The 24,715-nt window shown below is 39.9% G+C and carries 22 protein-coding genes; 11 read left to right on the top strand and 11 right to left on the bottom strand.

The annotated features are described in order from the left end of the window. Positions 1-496 precede the first annotated feature (496 nt). The 5 genes from V7K55_RS00830 to nblB all read left to right on the top strand — a co-directional run bounded on the left by V7K55_RS00830 (position 497) and on the right by nblB (position 4,049). On the top strand, positions 497-1,453 hold the full coding sequence (locus V7K55_RS00830; protein ID WP_334827201.1) for an RNA polymerase sigma factor, RpoD/SigA family: 957 nt from the start codon (positions 497-499) through the stop codon (positions 1,451-1,453). A gap of 259 nt (positions 1,454-1,712) precedes the next feature. Further along, positions 1,713-2,057 carry a DUF760 domain-containing protein gene (locus V7K55_RS00825; RefSeq protein WP_094327783.1) on the top strand — a complete coding sequence of 115 codons (345 nt, stop codon included), beginning with the start codon at positions 1,713-1,715 and terminating at the stop codon, positions 2,055-2,057. A 251-nt stretch (positions 2,058-2,308) separates the two neighbouring features. Continuing rightward, positions 2,309-2,719, top strand: a complete 411-nt coding sequence (gene mutT, locus V7K55_RS00820; RefSeq protein WP_334827199.1) for an 8-oxo-dGTP diphosphatase MutT — start codon at positions 2,309-2,311, stop codon at positions 2,717-2,719. 133 nt (positions 2,720-2,852) lie between these two features. Then, positions 2,853-3,317, top strand: coding sequence for a CBS domain-containing protein (locus tag V7K55_RS00815; protein WP_334827197.1), 465 nt, complete (start codon positions 2,853-2,855; stop codon positions 3,315-3,317). 66 nt (positions 3,318-3,383) lie between these two features. Continuing rightward, a complete protein-coding gene (nblB, locus tag V7K55_RS00810; RefSeq protein ID WP_334827195.1) occupies positions 3,384-4,049 on the top strand; it encodes a phycobilisome degradation protein NblB in 666 nt (221 codons plus the stop codon). A gap of 160 nt (positions 4,050-4,209) precedes the next feature. On the opposite strand, the gene V7K55_RS00805 is transcribed toward nblB, so the two are convergent. The 3 genes from V7K55_RS00805 to V7K55_RS00795 all read right to left on the bottom strand — a co-directional run bounded on the left by V7K55_RS00805 (position 4,210) and on the right by V7K55_RS00795 (position 7,858). Then, entirely contained in the window at positions 4,210-4,839 is a 630-nt protein-coding gene (locus tag V7K55_RS00805; protein ID WP_334827193.1) for a PEP-CTERM sorting domain-containing protein, read from the bottom strand. A 429-nt stretch (positions 4,840-5,268) separates the two neighbouring features. Continuing rightward, positions 5,269-5,787: a DUF456 domain-containing protein gene (locus tag V7K55_RS00800; protein WP_334827191.1), complete on the bottom strand. Its 519-nt coding sequence runs from the start codon at positions 5,785-5,787 to the stop codon at positions 5,269-5,271. A gap of 175 nt (positions 5,788-5,962) precedes the next feature. Next, a complete protein-coding gene (locus V7K55_RS00795; RefSeq protein WP_334827189.1) occupies positions 5,963-7,858 on the bottom strand; it encodes a serine/threonine-protein kinase in 1,896 nt (631 codons plus the stop codon). A gap of 294 nt (positions 7,859-8,152) precedes the next feature. Here V7K55_RS00795 and V7K55_RS00790 point away from each other — a divergent pair, with 294 nt between their 5' ends. Beyond that, on the top strand, positions 8,153-9,073 hold the full coding sequence (locus tag V7K55_RS00790) for a c-type heme family protein (protein ID WP_334827187.1): 921 nt from the start codon (positions 8,153-8,155) through the stop codon (positions 9,071-9,073). 189 nt (positions 9,074-9,262) lie between these two features. Here the strand turns inward: V7K55_RS00790 and V7K55_RS00785 are convergent, their stop codons facing one another. The 3 genes from V7K55_RS00785 to hemE form a co-directional block, all read right to left on the bottom strand. Continuing rightward, the gene (locus V7K55_RS00785) at positions 9,263-10,513 is read right to left on the bottom strand and encodes a serine/threonine-protein kinase (RefSeq protein WP_334827185.1); all 1,251 of its coding nucleotides are present in this window, start codon (positions 10,511-10,513) and stop codon (positions 9,263-9,265) included. A gap of 628 nt (positions 10,514-11,141) precedes the next feature. After that, positions 11,142-12,092 (bottom strand): NAD-dependent epimerase/dehydratase family protein, encoded by a 951-nt coding sequence (locus V7K55_RS00780; protein ID WP_334827183.1) that lies wholly within the window; start codon positions 12,090-12,092, stop codon positions 11,142-11,144. Between the two features lie 199 nt (positions 12,093-12,291). Next, the gene (hemE, locus tag V7K55_RS00775; protein ID WP_334827181.1) at positions 12,292-13,353 is read right to left on the bottom strand and encodes a uroporphyrinogen decarboxylase; all 1,062 of its coding nucleotides are present in this window, start codon (positions 13,351-13,353) and stop codon (positions 12,292-12,294) included. Between the two features lie 232 nt (positions 13,354-13,585). Between hemE and V7K55_RS00770 the strand changes: the two genes are divergently transcribed. After that, positions 13,586-14,335, top strand: a complete 750-nt coding sequence (locus V7K55_RS00770) for a hypothetical protein (RefSeq protein ID WP_334827179.1) — start codon at positions 13,586-13,588, stop codon at positions 14,333-14,335. Positions 14,336-14,374: 39 nt separating this feature from the next. On the opposite strand, the gene V7K55_RS00765 is transcribed toward V7K55_RS00770, so the two are convergent. The 3 genes from V7K55_RS00765 to V7K55_RS00755 form a co-directional block, all read right to left on the bottom strand. After that, positions 14,375-15,694: an ABC transporter substrate-binding protein gene (locus V7K55_RS00765; protein ID WP_334827177.1), complete on the bottom strand. Its 1,320-nt coding sequence runs from the start codon at positions 15,692-15,694 to the stop codon at positions 14,375-14,377. A 28-nt stretch (positions 15,695-15,722) separates the two neighbouring features. Then, a complete protein-coding gene (locus V7K55_RS00760; RefSeq protein WP_334827175.1) occupies positions 15,723-17,186 on the bottom strand; it encodes a class I SAM-dependent methyltransferase in 1,464 nt (487 codons plus the stop codon). A gap of 91 nt (positions 17,187-17,277) precedes the next feature. Then, positions 17,278-18,246 (bottom strand): glycosyltransferase, encoded by a 969-nt coding sequence (locus tag V7K55_RS00755; RefSeq protein ID WP_334827173.1) that lies wholly within the window; start codon positions 18,244-18,246, stop codon positions 17,278-17,280. A 132-nt stretch (positions 18,247-18,378) separates the two neighbouring features. Here V7K55_RS00755 and V7K55_RS00750 point away from each other — a divergent pair, with 132 nt between their 5' ends. The 3 genes from V7K55_RS00750 to V7K55_RS00740 all read left to right on the top strand — a co-directional run bounded on the left by V7K55_RS00750 (position 18,379) and on the right by V7K55_RS00740 (position 21,167). Continuing rightward, positions 18,379-19,122, top strand: a complete 744-nt coding sequence (locus tag V7K55_RS00750; RefSeq protein WP_334827171.1) for a class I SAM-dependent methyltransferase — start codon at positions 18,379-18,381, stop codon at positions 19,120-19,122. A gap of 234 nt (positions 19,123-19,356) precedes the next feature. Beyond that, positions 19,357-20,403 (top strand): glycosyltransferase family 4 protein, encoded by a 1,047-nt coding sequence (locus V7K55_RS00745; RefSeq protein ID WP_334827169.1) that lies wholly within the window; start codon positions 19,357-19,359, stop codon positions 20,401-20,403. Positions 20,404-20,456: 53 nt separating this feature from the next. After that, a complete protein-coding gene (locus V7K55_RS00740; RefSeq protein WP_334827167.1) occupies positions 20,457-21,167 on the top strand; it encodes a class I SAM-dependent methyltransferase in 711 nt (236 codons plus the stop codon). Positions 21,168-21,213: 46 nt separating this feature from the next. Here V7K55_RS00740 and V7K55_RS00735 read toward each other — a convergent pair whose 3' ends face one another. After that, on the bottom strand, positions 21,214-22,131 hold the full coding sequence (locus tag V7K55_RS00735; RefSeq protein WP_334827165.1) for a S66 peptidase family protein: 918 nt from the start codon (positions 22,129-22,131) through the stop codon (positions 21,214-21,216). A 290-nt stretch (positions 22,132-22,421) separates the two neighbouring features. Then, positions 22,422-22,940, bottom strand: coding sequence for a CDP-diacylglycerol--glycerol-3-phosphate 3-phosphatidyltransferase (gene pgsA, locus V7K55_RS00730; RefSeq protein WP_334827163.1), 519 nt, complete (start codon positions 22,938-22,940; stop codon positions 22,422-22,424). A gap of 144 nt (positions 22,941-23,084) precedes the next feature. On the opposite strand from pgsA, the gene V7K55_RS00725 reads away from it, so the two are divergent. Continuing rightward, positions 23,085-24,506: an aspartate ammonia-lyase gene (locus V7K55_RS00725; protein WP_334827161.1), complete on the top strand. Its 1,422-nt coding sequence runs from the start codon at positions 23,085-23,087 to the stop codon at positions 24,504-24,506. The last annotated feature ends 209 nt before the right edge of the window (positions 24,507-24,715 follow it).

Raw genomic sequence — 24,715 nt, 5'->3', positions numbered from 1 at the left:
TCCCCAATCCCCAATCCCCAATCCCCAATCCCCAGAAAATTAAGCAATTGTTATAAGAGAATGACTATAGTTCTCATTAGAGATATCTTAACAAATATGAGGGAGCTTATGTTTATCAGATAACTTCAGAAATTGACTTATAGTCAGCCTTAAGAGAGAGGGCGAGATTGCACGAACTGGAACAACCAGGAAATTTAATGTCGCCATATAGCCAAAGCATTCTCATAAATGTTACAATTATTAATAAGACTCCCAGAGAAAAATGTTTAATAAGCTACCTTTTATCTAACTGTAGATACTTGTGGAAAGTAGGAAATAACTGTAACTTTTAGCAGTTAAGAAGCCTAAATTTGATTGTTATGAGCAGCCGAGTTTCTCGGGCGCGTAAATTGCAAACCATAGCATAGGTTCCCAGTCTGACTGGGTAGCACCCTACCAAAGCATCTATCCCTTAATGACCCTACCGCCAAACCCATCATTACCAAAGAGTAGCGCCATGAAGACCGCTCAGACAGCCACAGACCTCGTGCGGACTTACCTGCGTGAGATTGGCCGTGTGCCACTCTTAACCCACGAGGAAGAGATTTTTTATGGTAAACAGGTGCAACGTTCCTGTACTTTGCACGAATCAAGAGAATCTCTTGCCACCCAATTAGATCGTCAACCGACTTTAGAAGAGTGGGCGAAAGCGACGAAGTTAGAACCAGCAGAATTGAATGAAGCGATCGCTGATGGTGAAATTGCCAAGCGTAAGATGGTAGAAGCCAATTTGCGGCTGGTAGTCTCCGTTGCCAAAAAGTACATCAAGCGCAACGTCGATTTACTGGATTTGATCCAAGAAGGTAGTATTGGTATGCAACGCGGCGTGGAAAAGTTTGACCCTACCAAAGGGTACAGATTTTCTACCTATGCCTATTGGTGGATTCGGCAAGCGATAACTCGTGCTATAGCCGAAAAAGCTCGCACCATTCGGTTGCCGATCCATATCACTGAAAAATTAAATAAAATTAAAAAGGCACAGCGCCAATTGTCTCAAAAATTGGGACGCGCTCCCACAGCTGGCGAACTAGCTGAAGAATTAGAATTAACCCCCAAACAAGTACGAGAATATTTAGAAAAGGCGCGGTTGCCCCTTTCCTTAGATTTGCGATTGGGTGATAACTATGACACCGAGCTTGGAGAAATGCTGGAAGATCCAGGAGCATCTCCAGAAGAGTTTGTCATGCAATCTTCCCTATCTTATGACTTAGATCGCCTGATGGGCGATCTCACTCCACAACAGAGAGAAGTAATCACACTGCGTTTTGGTTTAACTGATGGGCAAGCGCTGACTCTGGCTAAAATTGGTGAAATACTGAATATCAGCCGCGAACGAGTCCGGCAAATTGAGCGGGAAGCTTTAACCAAACTTCGCAAGTCTAAAGCCAATATGGGTGAATATTTGGCAAGTTAGGGGAAGGTTAGGAGTTAAGAGTGGGGAGTTAGAAATTAGGAGTGAGGAGTTAGGAATTAACTTCTCACTCCTTACTTTTTTTGTTAGGGTGAGAAAATACGCTGACTTTGGTACGGTTACACCTACTTCTACCAGAAAGCTAGACTGTTACATTAGTTGACAGGAAGAGAAAATAGCTAGCTAAGTCAAATCCAAAACAGGCATTTCATATTTAAATCACAAGCACCGCAGCCAGTAGTGGTAGTTAAGGAGCTAAAAAATGAGTAACCCATCCAATCGTGTCTCAGAATTTTTCAATAGCGAATCAGAAACTAACGATTTACTATGGCAGTATGTTAAATCTTTGAGTCCAGAGACAGTTACGCAGCTATCTAAACCTACATCCGCCGAAGTATTTCAGGTGATGGAACGGAATATTACAGGACTATTGGGTAATCTCCCTTCAGAACACTTTGGCATCACCGTAAGCACCAGTCGAGAAAGTCTAGGTCGGCTTCTGGCTTCTGCTATGATTAGTGGATATTTCTTGCGTAATGCTGAACAGAGAATGAATTTTGAACTCGCCCTGCAAGGGACTGAAACTAACAATAGCGAAGTTGACTAGAAATGTAAAATTTAGAAAATTTTATATTGTTGTTGGGCTGATAGCTTAGTCACAGTCACGATGATAGAAATTGAAAATAAGCCAGTGCGGAATCTTTGCTGCTAATTCTCAATCATTATCAGCTAAACTTTTTTAAAATATCCAAAACTGTGATGCATTAAGGTTGAAATTTAAAAAATCAAAACTCGGCAGAGTTAAAACTAGTCTGCCGAGTTTTGTTATTAATCATCTCTCCCTCTTGTCAATCAATTATGAGTGAAACCAGTTCTTTCCCACCCCATAAAATCATTGGTGTTGCAGTAATTTGGAACAGCCAAGAGCAAATTTTAATCGATCGCCGTCGTCCAGAAGGAGCAATGGGTGGTTTATGGGAATTTCCTGGTGGTAAAATTGAGCCTGGCGAAACTATCCAAGAGTGTATTAAACGGGAAATTTCCGAAGAACTGGGAATAGTAATTGAAGTAGGAGAACATCTGATTACTATTGACCACAGCTATACAAATTTGCGCGTTACTCTCACAGTACATCACTGCCGCCATATTACAGGTGTTCCCCAAGCTTTGGAATCTGATGAAATTCGCTGGGTAACTTTGGAAGAACTGGAGCAGTTTACTTTTCCGAAAGCAAATACTCAAATTATTGCTGCTTTGAAAAGGGAATAGGGAATGGGGAATAGGAAAGAGTTTTTCAATACTCAATGCCCAATACCGTAACAATCTATTAATTGCATCAGGTTGAGTCCCGCAATTTTCTACAATAGGTGCAGAGACTTTGATTAAAGGTATCAGGAAATAAATGCCTAAAACCGTTGCCGATGTGATGAGCCGCGATCCTATTGTCGTCTACGCGGAAACTCCACTGAAGGAAGCTATCCAAATTCTCGCAGAACGCCACATCAGTGGACTACCTGTTGTGGATGATGTCGGGAAATTGGTGGGCATTATCTCAGAAACCGATTTGATGTGGCAAGAAACTGGTGTTACTCCACCTGCGTACATTATGTTTCTTGATAGCGTTATCTATTTAAAAAATCCTGCTACGTATGAACGTGACTTACATAAGGCACTAGGGCAAATCGTTGGGGAGGTGATGAGTAAAAACCCGATCGCTATTTCCTCTGATAAAACTTTAAAAGAAGCCGCTACAATCATGCACGATCGCAGCGTTCACCGCTTGCCAGTACTTGATGACACAGATCAAGTAATTGGTATCCTGACTCGTGGTGATATTATTCGGGCAATGGCTGCAAGTCAAGATTAGTCAAAAATAGAAACGCGATTAATCGCATCTGTCTTTTTTACACCTTTGAAAATCAAGGATAACTAAATGAGTATTACTTCGGAGTCTGTTAAGCAATTGCTCAGTTCTGAGGATTTAGGCGATCGCTTACGTGCAGTTAATCAAATTCGTCAACTGGAACCTGCGGTTGGCTTTGAATTGATTCAAACTGCCATTAGCGATCGCAATTCTCGTGTTCGTTACTCAGCAGTGAGTCAAATGGATACACTCGGAACCCAAGATTTACAATTATCTTTGGATATCTTGCGCGATCGCTTGCTTCATGACTCCGAAGTAGATGTACAAGCAGCAGCAGCAGACTGTTTGGGTGCTTTGAAGTTATGTGAAGCTTTTGAAGATTTGCAGCACCTTTATCATACAACCGGTGAATGGCTAATCCAATTCAGTATTATTGCTACATTAGGAGAGTTGGGCGATCCACGAGCTTTTGAGCTACTCAAAGAGGCACTCTCATCAGAAAACGAATTAGTCCAAACTGCTGCTATTAGTTCTTTGGGTGACTTGGGAGATTTACAAGCAGTTCCTCTGTTGGCTCCCTATGCTACTAATCCAGATTGGCAAATTCGTTACAGACTTGTACAAGCCTTGGCTCGTTTGGGTAATGCAGAAGCCAAATCTATATTAGAAACTCTGGCTAATGATGAAGTAGATGCGATCGCAACTGAAGCCAAAAATTCTTTGCAATCAGCTTAAGTCTATCTGAAGTTAAGAAAAGTCATCCTTAAATAGATTAGTCTAACAGAATAAAAAAATTCGACCTGGTTAGGAAAATTGTGCATTCCAGCCAAATCGAATTGATTAATTAAAGTTACTTTTAGCAACTAAAAGTAACTTTTTTATATTTAGAATAGGTCTATTGAGCGAAACTTTTGCGACGGCGAGACATAGCCATTACTGCACCAACTGAACCCAAGCCTAGTAATGCAGCAGGTTCGGGAACTGAAGTTACCGCAAGACCTGTGAAACTTGCATTAATTGTTTTACCACTCTTATAATCTGCTTCTGCACTCTTATCTTGAGTAGCAAAAGTAATATATCCTTCTGCTTTAGTTCCATCTTCAAAGAGTCCCAGGAAAGACAAGTTGATGTCTGTTCCTCCATTTTGTGTAGTAAAAATTGCTGGGTTTAGACTGGTCAAACTAAGTAATTTAGTTCCGTCCAAAGCACCAACATCAATAAACTGGGAAGGTGAAATAAATGGACTTGTTTGGAAGCTTTTGATATAACCTGTAAAATCAGATGCAAAATCTCCTTTCCTCTGTGTAAGTAAAATTGCTCCTGGATCGGGAATAAAGCTTACAGAGGTTTGACTAAGAGTGGCTTCAGTTGGGCCATTAATACCATTTAGAGAAGGACTGTAGTTAAAGCCACCAGTGTATGCTTGAGCAGATCCAGCAGAAGTAAACAACCCAGCAGTAGCTAAGGGAATTGCAGCAGTAATAGCTAAAGTTGCATTTAGTAATGTAGATTTAAAACTAACCATTGTTCCTTGAGGCTCCTAGTAATAACCTTAAATCAGGCAATTGCTTTACTTTTAATCTGAGTAATTTATGGAAAAATACCGTCAGTGAAAGTGAAACTTGCGTGATGTATTTCTTATCTCCATAAAATCACATATATCCCAGGTACGCAATATTTACTTAGTTGTCCTCATCACATCTTTAATTAATGTGTCCTCTTCATAAAATTTTAATTGCTTGTATAACTGGTCTTTGTATCTTTTTCACCCCATAGAGTTGAAAAGGGGCTGTGTGTGAAGGCAAAACCTTGAAACAAAGCAGATTTTCCCTGAAGTTTATATTAATGTAGCGATCGCACTTATACTTATGTATAGGAATCTGATTTTATTTTGAACTGATTATGTACGCTTAAGGCAAGATGTAATTAATTTTTCTCTCTTACCTTAATCATGTTAAGAACCAAATACCTGCGGCCAAGTTGTCATAACAAAAACTACAACCGCAGCGATCGCTAACAATCCTTGAATCAAATTTCCTACCAAAGATCCGACTACAATTCCTATACCTGCTTTAACCGCCAACCCAAATTCACGTCGGTAAATATACTCACCAATAATTGCTCCCAAAAGCGGGCCTAGTAAAATTCCTAACAGTGGCCCGCCAAACGGCAAAGTTGGCAATAGTCCTAAAAATCCCACCACTAAACCGACAATTGCGCCAATTTGCCCCCACTTGCTAGCTCCAGCTTGTCTTGCTCCTACATAGCTAGCTAAAAAATCTACTCCTACACTAAGGAGCAAAACAATAATTGTCACAATTAGGGGAATTTTGATAGCTGCGAAGGAACTACTAACGATTCCCCAGACGATAATTGCAATTAGAATTAAGCTGCTACCGGGAATGGCTGGAACTACTGCACCGATGATACCCACAAGCATTACGGCAATTAACAGCCAATAAATAATTTGCATAGATAAATTTCTGAATTTCCAAGGGGCCCTAGTTTATATTCTATCTGGGCAAGATAGCGAGCAATGCTTAGATTTCACCGGAAGCAAATATGGGCATTGCATAAATGGGGGATGAATCAGTTAATGACGGGTATTCATATATACCTTAAATAGTGAAATAATAACCCGTACCTCTTCAATTCCCCCTTCGCCAAATCTTGATAGTATCATCATCGCTACCGCTAACTAGGGTTTGTCCATCAGGACTGAAGACAACACATCGAACATAGCTGGAATGCCCTGTAAGTGTGCTGATTTCTCTACCACTGTGTAAATGCCACAGTTTGATAGTGTTGTCCCAACTGCCACTAGCGATAAATTGCCTATCCTGGCTAAAGGCAATTGACCAAACTGAATCAGAATGACCAATGAGAGTGCGAATTTCTCTGCCTGTATTTACATGCCACAATTTAATTGTGTTATCACCACTGCCACTAGCGATCGTTTCTCCATCGTGGCTGAAGGCGATACAGTTAATGAAGAAGGAATGACCTGTAAATGTGTAGATGTTTCTGCCCGTGTATACTTGCCACAGCTTGATGGTGTAGTCATTACTACCACTAGCTACAAGCTGTCTATCCTGGCTATTCGACGTTGTAGCAGTTCTCGGAGAATAAGCAATTGACGAAACTGAGTCGGAATGACCTGTGAGAGTTTGGATTTCTATGCCAGTGTTGACTTGCCATAGTTTAATTGTGCAGTCAGCACTACCACTAGCTAGAAGTTTGCCATCTGGACTAAAGGCAACGGAATTTACCCAGTTGGTATGACCAATGAGAGTGCGAATTTCTTTGCCTGTATTTACATCCCAAAATTTGATCGTATTATCCCAACTACCACTAGCCAAGATTCCCAAGTTATGGTCTGTGATTCTCGCAGCTTTGCCTGATTCCCCTTGATAAGAAAGCTTTGGTGAGATTGGGCTAAAGGCGACGGAATGAACCATACTAGAATGACAAGAAGACCAACGACCCATTTGACGCACTAGCTTGCCAGTAGCCAGTTGCCAAAGTTTAATAGTATGGTCATTACTACCACTAGCAATCAATTGTCCGTCTGGGCTAATGGCGATCGCATGAACCATACTAGAATGACCTTTGAGGGTCTGTACGCATTGCCAGTTCTGCCGATCTAATACAACAGGTGGAGGTAATTTTACTCTAGGCGCGATCGCTAGAGTAGATGTTTCTGGTGCTACCATTGTCCCAAGATCGGGGCCTAATAAATCCAACCACTCCTGCACAGACTGGGGACGATAGGTTGAATCCAAATCCATGCCGCACATAATAGCTTGATTTACTCTATTGCTAATATTGGGATTAAAATACTGCGGTGGTTCTAAATTAATATTGTGTCGTCTATCATCTGCGCTCGTTGGGATCACTGCGGTAAGCAAATTATACAAAGTAGCGGCTAAGGCGTAGATATCAATATATTCTCCTCGTGGTGCTTCCGATTCATACTGCTCAGGTGGGGCAAAACCAGGAGTGCGATACACTGTGTGTCTTTGGATTACATTGGGAATAAATTCTCTAGCAATACCAAAGTCTATCAGCACTGCTTCTGATTTATCAATGCGGATCATAATGTTGCGTGGTTTGAGATCCCGATGCAGCAGTCCTTTAGAATGGATTAGTGTCAAAGCATCGCCAATTTGTCGGATGTAGAACAGCGCTTCTGCTTCTGACAGCACCCCAACCCGTCTTAGGTACTGTCCTAAGTCTTCGCCTTCGATGTACTCCATCACCATACAAGGCAGATTTCCATCATCGAAGATGGTTTCTATCTGTACTATATGAGGATGGTGACACACAGCCAGCCTAACTGCTTCATCACGGAAGTCTTGCCGTAACTTATTTCGGTGGAGTATCCAAGCGGGGTGGTTTAGGATTTCTTCTTTGAGAGTTTTAATCACTCGCAGTTGATTCCGTTGATTTCTGGCAAGGTAAGTAATGCCAATTCCACCTTCACCTAGTTGGCTTTCAATAATGTAGCGTCCCCCGAATAAAGACTTTCCTGCATTCCACACCATTAGTAATATTTGACAATTGCTGGTATTTATTTTGGCACGGGATCAAAACAGCCAATCGGAATTTTGGGGAATTCCATTTTAATTGCTGTTGGAGCTTTTTGGAACTTAGTTACTTAGAGAACATTTTCATTAACCTCAATATTACTAATAGTATTAAAGTTGGGTATACCCTAATAGTTTTAGCTAAACTATGCCTTTACAACCAAATATGAGAGTTGATTGTTCATGGTAGAGTAAACGATAACTTTTACAATATTTGTTCATAATAATTTGACTTGTAGGTAATCTGTAATTATGCTAAAAAATCTGAACCTGAAACAAAAGTTTACAATTCTATTACTGGTGATTCTAACATTCGGTTTGAGCTTGAGTGGATTTGCTCTTTCTTCTCTGCTCAGGGAGAATGCTAAACAAGATATTAGCTCAACAGGTCTTATGCTCATGCAAACGATGAGTTCTGTTCGGAAATACACCAGTACTCAAGTGAATCCAGAGCTAGCTGATAAATTGGCTACTGAGTTTTTGCCACAAAGTGTACCTGCATACTCAGCACGGGAGGTATTTGAGATTTTACGGAAAACAGCAGATTACCGTGATTTCTTTTATAAAGAAGCAACTCTCAATCCTACAAATCTTCGGGATAAAGCTGACCGTTTTGAGACGGAAGTTGTAGAAAGGTTCAGAAGTAAATCAGACCTTAAAGAGGTGAGTGGATTTCGCTCACTTCCCGGTGGGGATATCTTTTATATTGCTCGTCCGTTACCAATTTCTGAAGAAAGCTGTCTGAAGTGTCATAGTGTACCTGAAGCGGCACCTCAAAGTATGATTACTCTTTATGGCACAGCTAATGGATTTGGGTGGAAGCTGAATGAAATTGTCGGCGCTCAGATTATATCAGTACCAGCGAATAATGTCATCAGCAAAGCTAATCAGTCTTCCTTAGTAATTATTTTAATTGTATCAGCTATATTTATCGCAACTATCTTATTAGTCAATTTGTTCTTGAATCGACAAGTTGTAATACCTCTCAAACGCATGACTCGCATAGCTGAAGAAGTTAGTACCGGACACATGGAAGTTGAATTTGAGCAGATGTCTAATGATGAAATCGGTAATTTAGCTAAAGCCTTTAAACGGATGCAGTTAAGTTTAGAAATGGCAATGAAAAGAATCAAACGGACTCAGGGAGGTACAGGGGATTCAAATAATTCGTAATGACGCTCTCTACGATACGCTAAAAGCGAACGTGGACTACGCTAACTTAATTCGTAATTAAGTTCTATAACAGAGATTTAGACCAGCTTACAAAACTGGCTGTGTTGAGTTTCTCTTTACTTAAAATTGCCATACTATAATTTAGTTAAATAATCAAAATTATCTCTAAATTAACAGTGGTATAAATATCTATGAAAATAAGCTTTTTTTGAATTCAAAAGCTGCTTGAAAGTTAGGAATTTCTCTGGCTATGAGTTCAACAAATTGGTCAGGTGAAATATAAGGATTTTCTTCTAATATTTCTTCTATAATCAGATTTGCGATTGGCCCGATGTGGTAAGCTAACCCTTGCCGACAATGTTTGATGAATGATGGTTGTAAAGAAGGTTGTTGTTGTTCAATCTGCCCAGTTTGTGGATTAGAAGGTAAATTAGGTGAACTAAAAATTATTTCTACAGGTTGATTGTATGACGGCGATATTGCTGACATAGCCTGGAATTCAGGATTAAATACTGTAGCAGGCAAATCATCAAGGATGATTGGAGGAGACATTGGCACTTCTGATTCTCCAATCCGCTCTAAATCGTTAATAACTTCCCTGGCTGTTTGATATCGCTTGTTAGGTCTGTCTGCCAACATGCAATCAAGTACTTGAGCAAACCCATCACTAACATAAGTATAATAACGCCAGTTCCATTCAAGTGAATACTGATCCATTAGTAAAGATGGATCTTTACCTGTGAGTAGTACAATAGCTGTTACTCCCAAAGCATAAAGGTCACTAGAGGGCGAACATAAACCCAAGCTAATCTGTTCGCGGGGAGCATATCCCACTTTGCCTACAAGGGACATTTTGCCAACAAACGTTACCTGGTGGTTAGAACTTCTCCCTTCATTCATATCAGTAATTTGCTTGCCGACACCGAAATCAATCAGCACTGGTAGATCGTTGCCATCAGGTAACATGATGTTGTCAGGAGAAATATCTCGATGGATAATGTTGTGCTGGTGGACATATTCCAAAACAGGTAGCAGATTCTTTAGCCACTGGATAACTTCGTCTTCAGAAAAATTTCTTCCTTCACGTTGAAGTTCTCCCAACAGTCTAGAATATGTTTTACCGTCAACATACTCTTGTACCAGAAATAACCGACCATCTCCTTCAAAGCAAGCTAAAAACTTGGGAATTTGAGGATGTTGCAATTGATGAAGAATTTTTGCCTCTCTTTTAAATAAGTTGCGATATTGTTCTAGTCCACTTTCTCCTGTGCCAATGGGTGCAAACTCCTTGAGAACACAAGCTTCATTAAATCGCCGAGTGTCAAATGCCAAGTAAGTTCGCCCCAATCCTCCCTGTCCTAGAAGTTTTTGGATAGTATAACGGTTATCAATTAGAGTTCCAGATGCTATTTCTGGTCTTATGGTATGGGACTGTGACATCTCATCGCACTCCTAGCGATTTATATTGTTGATAGATTATCTAGTTTGCTGAAAGTTGGAAACTCTAGCAGATAAAGGCTGATAACATCCTTAAAATTGAGGTTAGCACCACTATCAACACAAGGAAATACACTTTTCTACAATCTATTGAGGGCGTTGTGTGACCAAATAGACAATTTCTATCTGAGTAGTCCGAGCGTACTACTCATACTTACGTATTTTAGCAGCCAGAACATAACCAGTGTCTGCGGTAACATCTGCGGGTGTTTAGAGCATTACCTTTTGGATTCGCAGCTGAACCACATTTTACACCTAGTAACCTAACTGGCACTGGTTTTGAGAACAGTAATGATATAGCCTGACATCATGGTTTTTCTCGAAAACTGAGGTTGCTATAGAGTTGCCGAAGGATATATTATTATATGTATTTCAAGTGCTGAATGGGCGATAGCTCTCAAAAATTAATCTTTCTGAGAGTCAATATTGTTATGAGATAGTTGCTTCGCCATTGGCTATCAAGGTTTTCAGTACAGTGATTCTTTAATCAAAAAACTATACTGCGGATAAAAAAACTGCTGAAGCTACAAGCAGTATATTCAATCTAAATAAACATAAACTCTCTTACTGGCTAACGTTTAACGCCACTAATTTTTAAAACATCATTCATAGTTGCACAGTAATTTGGCAAGCCGAAACTATCGGGATTAATGAATTTTTTATATGTGAAATGCCGATAGCTCATGCAAAACCTATCCCAAGCCGCCATTTGAATGCGGAACAGAACAATAATCAAATTAGCCAATGCTATGGATATAGGAATGCGAAAGTAAATCTTTTTGCCCAGATAAGCACAAACCTGTTTTACTGCTTGATTAGCAGTTAATGGTTCTTGACCTAAAACAAGCTGACGTGGTTGATCCTTTTCGGGAGGACGATCGATTAAATATTGCACGACAGTAGCAATATCTCGTGCGTGGATAAAGTGAAAACTACCATCTGCTTCTAAAAAGCGAATCAAATTAATATATTTGGTAACTTCTGTAATCCCAGATGTGACAGCAGAATAGGGTTTATTCGCATCACCGCCCAATACTACAGTGGGAAATACTGTGGTAATTTTGGGTGCGATCGCTAATTGTTCTTTTTTATGTAAGCACTCATATTTAGAACGGATGTAATCTGTCCCAATTTCCCCGGCTTCTTTTAATGGTTGATTGTCGCGATCCAAAACACTAGCTGTCGAAAAATAAATCACCTGCTGGCAACGTTCTGGATCTAGCAGTTCGAGCAACTCTATAGTCTTGACAACATTAATATCAAATGTATTATCACCACCCCAAGCTGTGGCTGTGAGTACCGCCGTATCAATTGTGGATAGCAAATCGGCAAACTGGCGAATATTTTGCATATCACCTTGCAAAACGTTGATACCTGAACGGGCTTTGGTATCAACTTGCAGTTTACTTGGGTTTCTAACTAGTAGATACAGTTCGTGATCTGTTTCCTTAATTAAGGCTTCTGTTAAATAATGACCTACACAACCACTTGCACCAGTCACTAAAATCCGTTTCTGGCTCATAGAGAATTTTTCAAAAGTTAGGAGTTAAAAGTGAAGAATTAAAAATGAAGTTAAAAGTTCCGAATCAGGAGTTAAAAATAAAATTAGGAGTTAGAAGTGAGGAGTTAAAAATAACTCTGCACCTCACAACTGATAACTCCTATAGAGACGTGATTAATCGCATCTCTACTCATAACTCCTAACTCATAACTCATAACTCCTAACTCTTAACTCCTGCAAGATTCAATTCCTTTGCAGTTTCAAAGAAGAAAGCGACATTTTCTTCGGGAGTTTCTGGTAAGACACCATGACCGAGATTGAGAATGTGACCCCAATTACCAGCTTTGCGAACGGTATCGAGAATGCGATCGCGGATAAACTCTTTAGAGCCGAATAGCACGCCTGGGTCAAGATTTCCTTGAACTTTGACTTGCTTACCTAATCTGGCTCGTGCATCTGCCATATCCACCGCCCAGTCTACACTGACAATATCAGCGCCAGATTGTGCCATTCTTTCCAACACACCCGCACTACCACTAACTAGCAGAATTAAAGGTGTATCGGGGTGGGTTTGCTTGACTTGCTGGAAAACTCGCTGCTGATAGGGGAGAGCAAAGGTGTCATAATCTTGAGGACTCAATTGACCCGCCCAAGAATCGAACATTTGCACAACTTGAGCGCCAGAGTCAATTTGGTAGCGGGCATAGATGGCGATCGCATCTGCTAATTTAGATAACAGTTGATGCAATATCGTCGGATCTGAGAATGCCATATTTTTGATGATGGAATAGGTTTTAGAACCTTTTCCTTCCACCGCATAAGCTGCTAACGTCCACGGCGCACCCACAAAGCCTAACACCGTTGATTTATCGCCCACTTCCGAACGCAACGCCTGCAAAATTGTCTTGATAAATGGTAAAGCTGCTTCTGCTTCTAAGGGATGCAGACGATCGATTTGTTCTTGAGTGCGGAGGGGCGAGTGAATGATTGGCCCTTTACCTTCGGCGATGTCCATGTCAATACCCAAACCAGGTAATGGGGTGACAATATCAGAAAATAAAATTACACCATCTGGTTGGAAAGCTTTCCACGGTTGCAAGGAAACTTCAATTGCTACATCTGGAATTTCCGAGCGATCGCGAAACGAAGGATACTTCTCTCTTAAGTCTCGATATGCTTTCATATATCGTCCCGCTTGTCGCATCATCCATACAGGGGGACGATCTACTACTTCACCACGAGCAGCCCGTAAGAGATGAGGAGTTGTTGAAGAAACACCCATTTATTACTTCATCCTAAGTCACATTATTTATGCCACTGTTTAGCTTATCATTCCGGGATTACGCTTTTTCAGAATAAAAGGGACTGGGGATTAGCGACTGGAGACTGGGAAATAGGATAAAACAAGAATCAATATTGAATTGGGAATTGGGAATTGGGCATTGATCATTGCTTATTTCTCCCCCATCTTCCTCACTTCCCAGTCCCCAGTCCCTAATCCCCAGTCCCCTAATATGCAAACTGACTCTAACAGTCCCGACGATCTTGCATCTGCTAATAACGAGCCTAACCCAGGAAAGTTTTTAATTCCGCGATCGCAGCGACAGATGTTCTTTATTCAGTTTACCTTAATGACCTTGATCGGATGGGTTGTGGGTGGCGTTGCCAGTATCGCCTTAGAGAAAATTATTCTCCAAAGCTCATCTAGTATTTCTCTCCAGCCACAAACATGGAGTATTTTAGTTAGAAGTCTCAGCAACGTTGTATTTGCCGTGATTTTCGCTGCTGACCAGAGCCTTGTAGTTTACCGATATTTACCGGGTTTGCAGTGGATATTTGCGACTAGCGTCGGTTGGCTGATTGCCAACGGTGTTTCTACAGCCTGGATTAACTATATTTCATCTATAGCCTCATCGTTAAATGAAACTTTATCTCCTGAACAAACTTTTATTTTTGGGTTTCTATCTGCGATCGCATATATAATTTCTGGTATTTGGCTAGGGCTTTGCCAATGGCTGGTACTGAGGCGATATATACCAGGCATTTGGTGGTGGAATTTTTTACCCTCAATCTCTTTTTTCTTAATCACTATTTTGGTTTGGTTACTTTTTATTGTGCAAAATTTGATTCCAGAAACCTACCGGACTCCCATATTATATTGGAGTGGACAAGGACTAACAGCAGTGATTTTGGGAGCTATACCAGCAATTGGCTTATGTACCTTGAAAAGAAATTCACATCGCCAGAGTGGAATTTCTGGTTAATTATAATTAAGCTAGTTAGGATTTTAGATTCCATCTAAATTATAGGGAATCCCAAATTGAATCAATGTTTGCTTGAGCTTTTTTAAGTGCTGTTTCTGGAGATGCTCCTAGCATGGTGGCTTCGATGGCTCGACCTAAACTGTCAGACAAACGACTATAGCCAGGAATGATTGGTCGAGAACCTGACACAGGCATTTGGTCAATAAAGACTTTCAAAACAGGTTTTTGCTGGAGGAATTCTTGATAAGCCTGACTTTGTGCAGATTTAATGTTAACCGGTAAAAAACCCGTTCCTATACTCCATTCTGTTTGGAATTCTTCGCTTAAAACATACTCTAAAAATTTGAGTGCTGCTTGCTCTCTTTTTGGTGTAGTCTTCATCAAATACATATTTCCAGTGCCTGTTACCGTAGCAGGTTTGACACTTGCAGGTATGGGGAATACGTTAAAGTCAACATTAGACTTCATGATATAAGTCCAAGGGCCTGTGATCTGCATTGCAACACGACCCGCAATAAAAGCATCTTCTTCATAACCTCGTTCTGGCGAAGAAAGGGTTGCTGAACCATCTTTTAATAGGTCTTGCCAAAATTGTAAGGCTGCGATCGCACCTGGATTCGTCAAATTCGGATGGTTATTTGTTACAATCTCTCCGCCAGCGCTCAATAAAAAGGGGAACCAACTAAAAACAGTCCATTCTCCCTTCCCTAAAGGCAGTAAAATTCCGTACTGTTCGGGTCGATTGTCGCCATTCCGGTCTATGGTCAATTTTTTGGCAACTTCCCTCAACTCTTCCCAAGTCTTAGGAATTTGCGTAATTCCCGCAGCTTGGAAAAGTCTAGGTCGGTAAAAAATGCCTACATTGCTAGTGGAGAGTGGAATTGACCAAAGATGACCATCTAATTTTAATTCCTCCCATAAGTTGGGGCTAATTTCCGACTTTAATGGAAATTTGTCCAGCCATTTATCTAGAGGACGAATTGCCCCCAGTTCCATAAACTGACCTGTCAACTGAGGATCGAATGACAAAATATCTGGAGACGCATTCCCCACAACTGCTGTTAATATTTTTGGCAATTGGGGTTGACCTATAAAGATAGATTCCACCTGTATATCAGTATGAGTCTGATTAAATTTATCTACTAGTTTATCAAACACATCCCGATTAATAGGGGGATTGATTGATTGCCATAAATTCAGATGAATTACTCTCTCATTCTTCTGGACTGTCCCCTGACAACCATATAAGAATATGAAAAATATACTCAGAATTATTCCTATTAGCGAAAGCCGCCAAGGAGAATTGGTCAACTGGCGGGAAAAATTCTGAATTTGGGATTGGAAAAGGGTAACTTTCATGCCAATTTTTAGCGGATCTTTGGAAAGTCTATATTTGTTGGATATTTATTACTTCACCCTTCTTAAACCACACCCCAGTGTAGTCAATTCCATGAAGGTTAAATTGCTCCCCTCTCAAACGCTCAAACTCATGTAAGGCTTTTCGACAACCATCCCAATGACCATAATCATCGACCTGAATCATGCCATTTGGAACAACATTGTCATAAAGATTATTGAAGATATCCATTGTTGATTCATACCAGTCTCCATCAGCGTGTAGCAAGGCAATACTACCTATCTCTGACTTATATTGAGGCAATGCTTGAGCAAATAAACCCTTAACAGGTACAACAATGTCTTGAACTTTTAATAATTGAGAAATCAACTGGATATTTTCTGCAATTGGAGCTTTTAAAGTGCCAACTCCAAACCCCGTTTCATTTGCGGCTATACCGTTGTGTAGATCAATTTCTATCGGTTCAGGCATTCCTTCAAAAGTATCACAAGCATAAACTAACCGTGGACGAAGGCTGTAGCGCTGAATTACTGATGCTAAAAGCGCTGCTGCTCCTCCTTTACAACTTCCACATTCTACAAAGTTTCCGGGAATATCTTGTAAACAAATTTTCTTTGCCAAAGAATAGAGTGAAAATAAACGGGCTTCACCCAATAAAGTGTAAGGTCGGATAGCAGTAATAATTTCTAGAAATTCATTTACTGAATCTGTTGATAATTCACTCACATGATAGTTTTGCAAATGCTCTGGTAAACTCCAATTAATATTTGGATCTGGCTGATGTTGGACTGGCTCAATATTCCCGCGCCAAGCAACACCCATAATTTGCATGGTTTGATAAATCATTGTGTTCCACCCTTTTTGCTTTAAGTAATCTAGACCTTGGGCAACATCAGGAGAATTTAAATCATGGAATAAAATCAAAGCATCTGCCTCTGACAAGTTTTCGCAGATTATTGCATCGTTGAGTGGACATGGAGCATCATGAGAGCCGTCAATGAAAAACAACGACCACTTGCGCTGCAATTGTTCTGCTAATTCCTCTACTTTTTGAGGGCTATAACCGCTTAATAAATTAACTCTATCAAGCACACCTGCACATTGCAAAGAATTAGACACACTTTCATACATATCTTCTTTTGCTAACAGGGGATCAATTACGTCTACTTCTAGTCCTGCTAAAGCTATATGACAAGCAGACCAACCATACCAGCAGCCAATTTCTAAAGCTTTTTTCCCTCTAAATTTTAGGGCAGTATTATAAAGAATATGAGCTTCATCTCGACTGAGAAATCCTACATAGGTTTCTCTTTTATCTACATACCATTTATGAGAAATTTCGCGTCTTAGATAAGGCCAATCAGAAACATTTGTATTCTCTGCAATCATATTGGGAAAACATTTATCTGGCTTGATAATTTCAAGCCCAACTGAAACATAATCACCATCTACTAACGATGCTCTGTCAATAAATTCTATCGTTTCTTTATTCATGATTCGTTTTTCCTTAAATATCCTAATTTTTGCGGTGAAACTAGCTGTTAAACCCATACTTATTGTTGTGATGCACTTTTAACAGACATAGTTAGTGGTAAAAGTTGGTAAATTCGTCAACTATCTGAATATAGTTTTTGATAATATGGCTAAAATCAAAATTTTCCCTGACATATTCTACAATTTCTTGGCGACAAGATTTATTTTTATCAATCAGATCAATAATTGTGTCACAAACAATTTTTTGATTTTCGTCGGTAGCATTGGTTAATATATTATCTGGCAACACTCTAATAAACTCTTTGGAGTGTAAGTTAGCACTAGCAGATTCTGAAACAACTACACATAAACCTGCCGCCATCGCTTCTAATACTACAAGCGGTGCAATTTCTCCTTCACTAATTAAAACTAAACAATTATAATCTGTGAGATTAGCATAAACTTGTTCTAAACTCCAGATACCTAGATGTTTTGTTGTGGTTCCTTCTTTAAAATCAGGGTCATCTAAAGGCCCAACAAAATCTAAGTTTAAATTACCATCTATCGTTTCTGCTAGTAATCTCTGCTGCTTTCTCGGTTGAATCCAACCCAAACAAATAGCTTTATTATTTCCTTGGTCTTTAAAATCGAATTTTTGAGTATCAATACCGTTTACTTGCACTGATATGTATCCAGAATAACCTGCTTTCAGAAAAACATCTTTTGTTGGATGAGAAAGGGCAATTATCCCAGGTGCATTTAAGTAATGTTCAAATCCTTGTTTAAAATCTTTCTCCCATTTATCTTGTTTAAAAAAATAACCGTTATGACAGCTAAAACAATACTTTTGTTTCAGGTTTTGATTGAATTGACTAGCAAACTCATAGGCGTTTAAATGGACAAAATCGTAATTATTATTATTGATTATGTCGATGACTTCCTTGACATTTTTATTATTAAAAATATCTACTTGATGTCCAAGCTTATCTAAAAAATGTTTATACTCTTGCATCAGAGTCAATATAGAATTTGATAGGGGAGGTGTTGGAATATAACCTCCAGCAACTAAGGCAATTTTCATGAAAAAATCTCTCTTTTTTAGAAATTATTGTTCAAATATACTATATTTTGTCCGACTGGTAACAAGTCAGAATGAAATGGCACATATTTATTCTATAATAGAATACGTTAATTTCATTGCGATATAAATTTTATGGTAAACTCTACAGATCCTTTTTTCTTAAGTAGCTTTTTAGAAAATTCATTTGACTTCAAACATCATTTACAATGTTTTTTAAATTTAGATCCAGAAGCCATAGAGACCAAGTTAGCAGCAGGACAAGAGGAAATAAAAAACTTAGGGCGCAAGGATTTTAATTGGGAAGAAGCAACTGCTTTCTATCGTGAGAAAGTAGGAGAACTTTACTTGTTTGAATTGGGGGCTTGGCATTTATCAAGTTATGATTATATTGGTGATATGCTGCGGTTAATTGCAGATTATGCCCAAGGAAGAGTATTAGATTTTGGTGGTGGAATAGGAACTCATGCCCTTGGTGCTGCTCTTTGCCCACAAGTGGAGCAAGTAATTTATTATGATATTAATCCGATTAATCGTGATTTTGTTCAGTATCGAGCAGAGAAAATGGGACTGGACAAAAAAATAATTTGTACTATTGAAATGCCCGCGAAAGAGAAATTTGATACTATTTTTTGTTTCGACGTTTTAGAGCATGTGTCAGATCCTAGCCAGCAGTTATTAGAATTTTATCAATCTTTGAATTCGGAAGGTAAAATAATAGTGAATTGGTATTTTTTTAAAGGTTTTAATCAAGAATTTCCTTTTCACTTAGACGATCCTAAAGTAGTAGAAACATTTTTCCGTACACTTCAGAGTCAATTTTTAGAGGTTTTTCACCCTTACCTGATTACAACTCGCTGTTATCGCAAGCAGGGTTGAATTTTATTGGATGCTTTTTGGGTGGAGCTATAGCGAAACCCAATAAGTATGTTGTTTAGGTGGGTGTCAAAATTTGTAGTTGTAATAAATTAAGAGGCAAGAGGCAAAAGAGTTTTAGGCTAGTTTATTTTTGTTTACATAGTTTGGTTTTCTTATGCCAAGCTACTTATTTAGGTAAAAAATGATGTTTATGAAAATGCATTAGCGACGAAGATGTACCATAAATTATTATTTATGTCTACCCCAATGGGGCCGCTAGGTTCAGGACTGGGAGGTGGAGTAGAGTTGACCTTATCTAATATTGCTACAGAAATGATGCGGCGGGGACATAAATTAGATATTGTTGCACCGCAAGGCTCTATCAGCAATTCATTACCGATTAGAGAAATTCCCGGAGAAATAATACAGATACCAGCGCAAAATCAGAGTCGTAGCGATCCGATTTTGCTGCATAAAAATTCTGTTTTAGCGAATATGTGGGATTATGCTCGCCAAGTACAAGCAGATTATGATTTGATTGTTAATTTTGCTTATGATTGGTTGCCACTGTATTTAACACCATTTTTTAACTGTGCGATCGCACATCTGATCAGCATGGGTTCTTTGACAGATGCAATGGATGAGATTATTGAACAAGTAGCAATCAATTTTCCGGGTAGTATCGGTGTTCACAGCCAAACACAAGCAGCAACTTTCACATTTGCAGAGCGGTGTGTTTGTCTGTTAAATGGCATGGATTTATCTATTTATCAATTTTGCCACAAACCAACTCAAAGCTTGGCGTGGGTAGGTAGGATAGCTCCTGAAAAAGGACTAGAAGATGCTGTAGCAGCAGCAGAAATCACTGGCATTACCCTGAAAATATTCGGGTTAAAACAGGATGTATTTTACTGGGAGAAAATTTGTGAAGAATATCCTAATGCTCCTATAGAATATATAGGATTTTTACCAACGGTTGAGCTACAAAAGGAGTTAGGTAAATGTCAAGCACTTTTAGTAACTCCTCGGTGGATAGAAGCATTTGGAAATGTAGCAATAGAAGCGCTTGCTTGTGGAGTACCTTTAATTGCTTATCGTCGGGGTGGTTTAACAGAAATTGTCCAGGAAGGCAAAACTGGTTTTCTGGTGGAACCTGATAGTGTTCAAGGTTTAGTAGAAGCGATTAGGCATTTGGACGAAATTGACCGCCAAGCTTGTCGCCAGCAAGTAGAGACTTTATACTCTTTAGAAGCTATGGGCGATCGCACCGAAGAGTGGTTTAAAAAAATTCTGAGAAACTGATATAGTACTAATCTTGTTCAAGTTAGATATTACCCCTATAACAGGAGCTACCAATGCAGCAATCAAACGTTGAAATTAATCAAGAATTCTGGAATAATTACGCAAAAAAATGGGATAAATCTCAAGTTATTCTAGGTAATCAAAAGATTACAGATCATGAAAGAGATAATTACATCAATTATTTAGGTGATGAATGGGCAACTGTAGAAGATGCAGTCAGTATTGTGAGTGAATATATTACACCATTTATTTCTCAAGACAGCACAGTGGCAGAAATAGGTGTAGGTGGTGGCAGGATTGCGGCAAAAGTGGTTAAAAACGTCAAAAAATTATACTGTTTCGACATAGCGCAAGAAATGCTAGATAATGCTGAAGCAGCGCTTATGGAATATCCTCAAATAGAGTTTCATTTAATAAAAAATTCTCAATTTGAACCTGAGTTTAGCGAAAAATTTGATTTTGTATATTCATTCGATGTATTTGTACATTTAGATTTACAAACAATTTGGAAATACTTAAACGGTATTTATAAAACTCTCAAGTCAGGTGGAAAAGCTTTTATTCATACCACTAATATAACTACACCAAATGGTTGGGCAAGGTTTGCTGCCTACAATAATGACGAAGTATTGTATCAGCCAACTTCACCAGACGCAATTAAGTTGTTAATAGAAAAAGCGCAATTTAAAGTGATTAAAGAGTCCAGTCCAGATGGAAAAAACTTTTATTCGGATCGGGATTATTTAGTCGTAATACAGAAGTAAATTAATCTTTGAGGCTAATCTAGATGATGGAATATTTGCGAAAAACTTATGATGCGTAGCTTACCTCTGTAGGCATCGCTAATATTCCCGCATCTCCATCTAAAGTTACCTCTACACCCACTGGCAATGCAGCATTCGGGCTATCATGACCAAAAGGTAAATCAGAAACAATCGGAATACCCAAATCACCCAAGCGATCGCGCAATACTTCTTCTACACTAAAGCTAGACAGATTTGGCGGCGCTTCACAGCGAGTAAAACCGCCTAAAGCAATACCGCAGACTTGAGACAAAGCACCACTCAAACGCCATTGTGTCAGCATTCTGTCGATGCGATAGGGTGCTTCTGTAACATCTTCTAACGCCAGAATTACACCATCAAGATGTGGCAGGATTGGTGTACCCAAGAGGTGAGTTGCGACCGTGAGATTACCTGGTAACAAAGTACCATTTACTACGCCGCCACCCCACCCGCAACCTTTGAGAGGCGCGAGAGGACGACCTTCTACCGAATCGAATAATCGCTCAATTGACCAATCTGGCTCATCTGCCAAAGTCACCATTACGGGAGCATGAACGCCGGAAATCCCTGCTATATAAAGACTCCACAATAAAGCTGTGATATCAGAAAAGCCTATAAGCCACTTGGGAAGGGCTGAGTTTTGTTGCCAGTTCCAATCTTCTAAAATGCGGGTGCTACCAAAACCGCCTCTGGCACAAAGAATACCACGACAATTAGGATCTTGCCATGCTGCTGCTAATTGCTGACGGCGGATTTCATCTGTTCCAGCTAGATAACCCCATTTGTCATCTATCTGTGGACTGATTTCTAATTGATAACCACGCGATCGCCAAATTTCTAGACTCTGTTCAAACACCTCAAATTCTCGCAAAGCACCACTAGGGGCAATGACTCGTATTAAGTCTCCAGGTTTTAAGGGCGGTGGTAAGATTTTGGATGGCATTGAAAAAAGTTAGGGGTTTGGAGAGACGCGATGAATCGCATCTGTTAAGAATAAGAACTATAACTCATAACTCCATAAAATTTTTAGGACTTACGTAAGAGTTACGGAATAACGAACCGCAGAGGCACAGAGAAGCCAGTGCGTTGGGCGGGTTCCCCGACTTGAAGCAACTGGCGCGACACGGAGAAATGAGAGTTTGAGAGATATTTTTTAAATTATCGAGTGTTCCTATGGGTGAGGATTGCACAAACTGAAAGGAAACGTTTGCAGTCAATTTTATTTCGATATTTTCAATCAGCAGTGCTAGCTTTTTGCGGTACAAGATAAATACCCCCAGAGATTAAAGTCAGGGTGACAGAAACCCAAAAGGCAATCAGAGAGGGACTTTGCCACGCTTCACCCAAAGGCGCAATCAAAAGTGCGATCGCGATTATTTGACTAACAGTTTTGAGTTTACCCCAAATATTCGCCCCGGTAATCGTCGTTTGATTCACTCGCCAACCAGCGATCGCTAATTCTCGCGCTAAAATTAAAAACACTCCCCAAGCTGGGACTTTTCCTAGTTGAATAAAAACCAGCAACGGCGCAAGTACCAAAAGTTTATCCACTAAGGGATCGAGAAATTTACCCAACTCACTAATTTGGTTGAGTTTCCGTGCCAAATAACCGTCTAACCAATCAGTCAATGCCGCAACGAGAAAAATCGCCAAACATATCCACTGAGCTTCAGGTGTGGGATTATATAAACCGTAAAGCAGAAATGGTATCCCCAATAGGCGAGAGAAGGTAATCCAGTTGGGTAGAGTCATAGGGAATTCAAAAATCAAACTTCAAAATTAACAACTGTAAAGTAACAAGCAGCCAAGCAAATATGCAAAATCTATGCAGATTAGTGTATCTGAGTGTGCCTGCATGGGAAAATCTGTTTTCTGTAGCTCTCCTAAAACAATACTATGACTGAACACACAGACAACCAATTCCGCATCGAACGCGATTCGATGGGCGATCGCCAAATTGCTAGTAGCGTTTATTACGGTATCCAAACGCTGCGGGCAATCGAAAACTTTCCTATTAGCGGCATTAAGCCTTTACATACTTACGTAGATGCTGGGTTGATAATTAAAAAAGCTACAGCAATTGTGAATGGAGAACTGAATTGCATTCCCCAAGATATTAGTCAGGCGATTATCCAAGCAACTGATGAAATTTTGGCTGGGAAGTTGCGGGATCAGTTTGTCGTGGATGTTTATCAGGCGGGTGCTGGAACATCTCATCACATGAATGTCAACGAAGTTCTGACAAATCGTGCCTTAGAAATACTTGGTGAAGAAAAGGGTAATTATAAACGTGTTAGTCCTAACGATCACGTTAATTATGGGCAGTCTACCAATGATGTGATTCCTACCGCCATTCGGATTGGTGGATTATTGGCATTATCCAAGACATTGCACCCAGCAATAGATAATGCGATCGCATCCTTAGAAAACAAAGCTGTAGAATTTCAAGATATCGTCAAATCTGGCAGAACCCACTTACAAGACGCTGTACCCGTGCGTTTGGGTGAGAATTTTCGGGCTTGGGCGCAAATTCTTACAGAACATCAAAACCGGATTTACACCGCCTCTGGTGATTTGATGGTGTTGGGTTTGGGAGGTAGTGCAGCTGGAACTGGTTTAAATACTCATCCTCTATATCGCGCCCGTGTAGTAGAAGTTCTCTCAGAATTGATTGATACACCTTTAGAACCTGCGCCCCATCTGATGGCAGCTATGCAGAGTATGGCCCCATTTGTGAATGTTTCCGGCGCTTTACGCAACTTAGCGCAAGATTTAGTCAAAATATCTCATGATTTACGGCTGATGGATTCGGGGCCAAAAACTGGTTTAAAAGAAATTCAACTCCCGCCAGTGCAACCCGGTTCATCGATTATGCCAGGGAAATATAACCCAGTGATGGCAGAGATGACATCAATGGTGTGTTTTCAGGTGATGGGTTACGATAGTGCGATCGCATTAGCCGCCCAAGCTGGACAATTAGAATTAAATGTGATGATGCCACTAATTGCCTATAACTTGATTCACAGTATCGAAATTCTCGGTAATACCATCGCTGCACTTACCGAACGCTGCATCAAGGGAATTACTGCTAACCAGGAACGTTGTTTAGCTTATGCCGAAGGCAGTTTAGCTTTAGTAACCGCACTCAATACCCACATTGGTTATTTAAATGCTGCTTCTGTCGCTAAAGAATCTTTAGAAACTGGTAAATCTCTGCGCCAGATTGTCCTAGAACGCGGGTTGATGAGTGAAACAGACTTAGCCACAGTCTTAAATCTAGAACAAATGAGTGGTATCTTACCGCTCAAAACAGAATAATAGATTATGGGGAATTGGGAATTGCTAATTCCTAATTGGGCATGATTATTTTCCTTGTCCCCCAATCCCCAATCCCCAGTCCCCAATCCCCAGTCCCCAATCCCCAGTCCCCAGTCCCCAATCCCCAATCCCCAATCCCCAATCCCCAGAAAATTAAGCAATTGTTATAAGAGAATGACTATAGTTCTCATTAGAGATATCTTAACAAA

The organism is Nostoc sp. (genome assembly GCF_036919895.1).
GTDB lineage: Bacteria > Cyanobacteriota > Cyanobacteriia > Cyanobacteriales > Nostocaceae > Nostoc.
The sequence above is the reverse complement of the archived record's forward strand: the minus strand, read 5'-3'. Positions and strand labels throughout refer to the sequence as shown.

Excerpts from the sequence above, each read along its gene's own strand:
- V7K55_RS00830 (WP_334827201.1), top strand. The coding sequence starts at position 497 with ATGAAGACCGCTCAGACAGCCACAGACCTCGTGCGGACTTACCTGCGT.
- V7K55_RS00825 (WP_094327783.1), top strand. The coding sequence starts at position 1,713 with ATGAGTAACCCATCCAATCGTGTCTCAGAATTTTTCAATAGCGAATCA.
- mutT (WP_334827199.1), top strand. The coding sequence starts at position 2,309 with ATGAGTGAAACCAGTTCTTTCCCACCCCATAAAATCATTGGTGTTGCA.
- V7K55_RS00815 (WP_334827197.1), top strand. The coding sequence starts at position 2,853 with ATGCCTAAAACCGTTGCCGATGTGATGAGCCGCGATCCTATTGTCGTC.
- nblB (WP_334827195.1), top strand. The coding sequence starts at position 3,384 with ATGAGTATTACTTCGGAGTCTGTTAAGCAATTGCTCAGTTCTGAGGAT.
- V7K55_RS00805 (WP_334827193.1), bottom strand. The coding sequence starts at position 4,839 with ATGGTTAGTTTTAAATCTACATTACTAAATGCAACTTTAGCTATTACT.
- V7K55_RS00800 (WP_334827191.1), bottom strand. The coding sequence starts at position 5,787 with ATGCAAATTATTTATTGGCTGTTAATTGCCGTAATGCTTGTGGGTATC.
- V7K55_RS00795 (WP_334827189.1), bottom strand. The coding sequence starts at position 7,858 with ATGGTGTGGAATGCAGGAAAGTCTTTATTCGGGGGACGCTACATTATT.
- V7K55_RS00790 (WP_334827187.1), top strand. The coding sequence starts at position 8,153 with ATGCTAAAAAATCTGAACCTGAAACAAAAGTTTACAATTCTATTACTG.
- V7K55_RS00785 (WP_334827185.1), bottom strand. The coding sequence starts at position 10,513 with ATGTCACAGTCCCATACCATAAGACCAGAAATAGCATCTGGAACTCTA.
- V7K55_RS00780 (WP_334827183.1), bottom strand. The coding sequence starts at position 12,092 with ATGAGCCAGAAACGGATTTTAGTGACTGGTGCAAGTGGTTGTGTAGGT.
- hemE (WP_334827181.1), bottom strand. The coding sequence starts at position 13,353 with ATGGGTGTTTCTTCAACAACTCCTCATCTCTTACGGGCTGCTCGTGGT.
- V7K55_RS00770 (WP_334827179.1), top strand. The coding sequence starts at position 13,586 with ATGCAAACTGACTCTAACAGTCCCGACGATCTTGCATCTGCTAATAAC.
- V7K55_RS00765 (WP_334827177.1), bottom strand. The coding sequence starts at position 15,694 with ATGAAAGTTACCCTTTTCCAATCCCAAATTCAGAATTTTTCCCGCCAG.
- V7K55_RS00760 (WP_334827175.1), bottom strand. The coding sequence starts at position 17,186 with ATGAATAAAGAAACGATAGAATTTATTGACAGAGCATCGTTAGTAGAT.
- V7K55_RS00755 (WP_334827173.1), bottom strand. The coding sequence starts at position 18,246 with ATGAAAATTGCCTTAGTTGCTGGAGGTTATATTCCAACACCTCCCCTA.
- V7K55_RS00750 (WP_334827171.1), top strand. The coding sequence starts at position 18,379 with ATGGTAAACTCTACAGATCCTTTTTTCTTAAGTAGCTTTTTAGAAAAT.
- V7K55_RS00745 (WP_334827169.1), top strand. The coding sequence starts at position 19,357 with ATGTCTACCCCAATGGGGCCGCTAGGTTCAGGACTGGGAGGTGGAGTA.
- V7K55_RS00740 (WP_334827167.1), top strand. The coding sequence starts at position 20,457 with ATGCAGCAATCAAACGTTGAAATTAATCAAGAATTCTGGAATAATTAC.
- V7K55_RS00735 (WP_334827165.1), bottom strand. The coding sequence starts at position 22,131 with ATGCCATCCAAAATCTTACCACCGCCCTTAAAACCTGGAGACTTAATA.
- pgsA (WP_334827163.1), bottom strand. The coding sequence starts at position 22,940 with ATGACTCTACCCAACTGGATTACCTTCTCTCGCCTATTGGGGATACCA.
- V7K55_RS00725 (WP_334827161.1), top strand. The coding sequence starts at position 23,085 with ATGACTGAACACACAGACAACCAATTCCGCATCGAACGCGATTCGATG.